At 73.6% G+C, this 1,778-nt stretch carries 1 protein-coding gene; it reads right to left on the bottom strand.

Going from position 1 to position 1,778, the window contains the following annotated elements:
- Positions 1-195: 195 nt before the first annotated feature.
- On the bottom strand, positions 196-1,701 hold the full coding sequence (locus MTQ10_RS30160) for an FAD-dependent monooxygenase (protein ID WP_441351009.1): 1,506 nt from the start codon (positions 1,699-1,701) through the stop codon (positions 196-198).
- Between the last annotated feature and the right edge of the window lie 77 nt (positions 1,702-1,778).

Genomic DNA, 1,778 nt, shown 5'->3' with positions numbered 1-1,778 from the left:
TTGTTGAACTGCCGCGGGCTCAGCCCGGTGAACGGACCTATCCAGGAGGGCTCCGACGCCGTGATCACACCAGCCACAGCAAAATCATCTCACCTCTGACCAGCAGTTACGGGACAACCTCTAGGGGCAACCACCACGAGGAGGGGCGCCGCCCGGACCACCGGGCGGCGCCCCCTGCTGTCCCGCGTGTGCCGGTCAGTCCTCGGCGGGGGCGCCGAACCAGCGGGTGAGGGCGGTGCCGAGGCCGTCCGTGCCGCCCGACCCGGTCCAGGCGACGTGTCCGTCGGGGCGGACCAGCACGGCGTCCAGGCCCGCGAAGACGCGGTCGCGGTCAGCCGGCGAGGCGGTGGCCGTGACGACGTCGAGGCGGCCGGACCAGGGTGCCGCCGCCTCGCGCAGGCCGGCGTCGCCGGTCAGGTCGAGCAGCACCCCGCGGCCGGCGTGCAGCAGCCGGAAGGTGTCGGTCTCGCCGTCGGGCCCGGTCAGCGGGAGCCTGGGCAGCCGCCGTCCGAGCAGCGGGTGGGCGGTGTCGCCGTCGTCCTCGCCGAGGTCGTAGCGGATGTCGAGGTGGGAGACGATGCCCGCCAGGTGGCGGCGGACCGCGTCGTAGCCGGTGAGTTCGGTGAGGATCCGGCGCAGCGGTTCGGCCTGGTCGCCGCCGAGGAACACCGAGCCCTGGGCACGGGTGTTCATCAGCAGGCGGCGGCCCACCGGGTGGCGTTCGGCGTGGTAGGTGTCCAGGAGGGCGTCGCCGGCGCGGCCGGTGACGACGGCGGCGAGCTTCCAGCCGAGGTTGACGGCGTCCTGCACTCCGGTGCTCAGGCCCTGGCCGCCGGCGGGCAGGTGGATGTGGGCGGCATCGCCGGCGAGCAGCACCCGGCCGCGCCGGTACTCGGCGGCCTGCCGGGTGGCGTCGCTGAAGAAGCTGACCCATTCGGCGCCGCCGCCGCTGATGTCCTCGCCGGTGATGTGCTCCCAGGCCTTGGCGACCTCCTCGAAGGTGACGGTGTCGTCGGCGCTGCGCGCGGCGGCGCCGTGCGGGCAGACGATGATGCGATGCACGCCCTCCTTGAGGGGGGCGGCCATCACCATGCCGTTGGGCAGGGCCTCACCGAGGTAGCGGGGCTTGAGGTCGAGTCCGGTGACGTCGGCGAGGAACATCGCGCGGGTCGCCTCGGTGCCGGGGAAGTCGATCCCGGCGAGCTTGCGCACGGTGCTCTTGCCGCCGTCGCAGCCGACGAGGAACGGGGCGCGCATCCGCCGTACGCCGTCCGGGGTGCCGACGGTGATCTCGGCGTGGTCGCCGTCGCGGAAGCCGTCGGCGAGGGCGAGGACCTCGTGCCCGCGGCGGATGTCGGCGCCGAGGCCGGCGGCCCACTCGGCGAGGACGGCCTCGGTCTGGCTCTGGGGAATGCCGCGGGCGCCGAAGTGGGCGCCCTCCAGGGCGGTGAAGTCGAACTGGACGCCGCCGAAGTGGCCGACGGGGCTGACCTCCAGGCTCTCGCCCTGCCCGAAGCGCGGAAGGATCCCGCGCTGGTCGAACACCTCCATCGCGCGGGCGGTGAAGCCGAGGCCGCGGGACTGGCCGGTGGGCTCGGCCAGCTTGTCGAGGACGATCACATCGGCCCCGCCCAGGCGGAGTTCCCCCGCGAGCATCAGTCCGGTCGGGCCCGCGCCTACGACGATGACGTCGGCGTCCATCGTGGTGTCCTGCATGTCGTGGAATCCCTCTCAGTCATCAGTGGTCCGTGCTCGGTGGGGCGGGGGGCGGCAAGGAC

It is taken from the genome of Streptomyces sp. XM83C (assembly GCF_023072675.1).
Taxonomy (GTDB): Bacteria; Actinomycetota; Actinomycetes; order Streptomycetales; family Streptomycetaceae; genus Streptomyces; species Streptomyces thermocoprophilus.
Note: the sequence above shows the minus strand (reverse complement) of the source record. Positions and strands in the feature narration are given on the sequence as shown.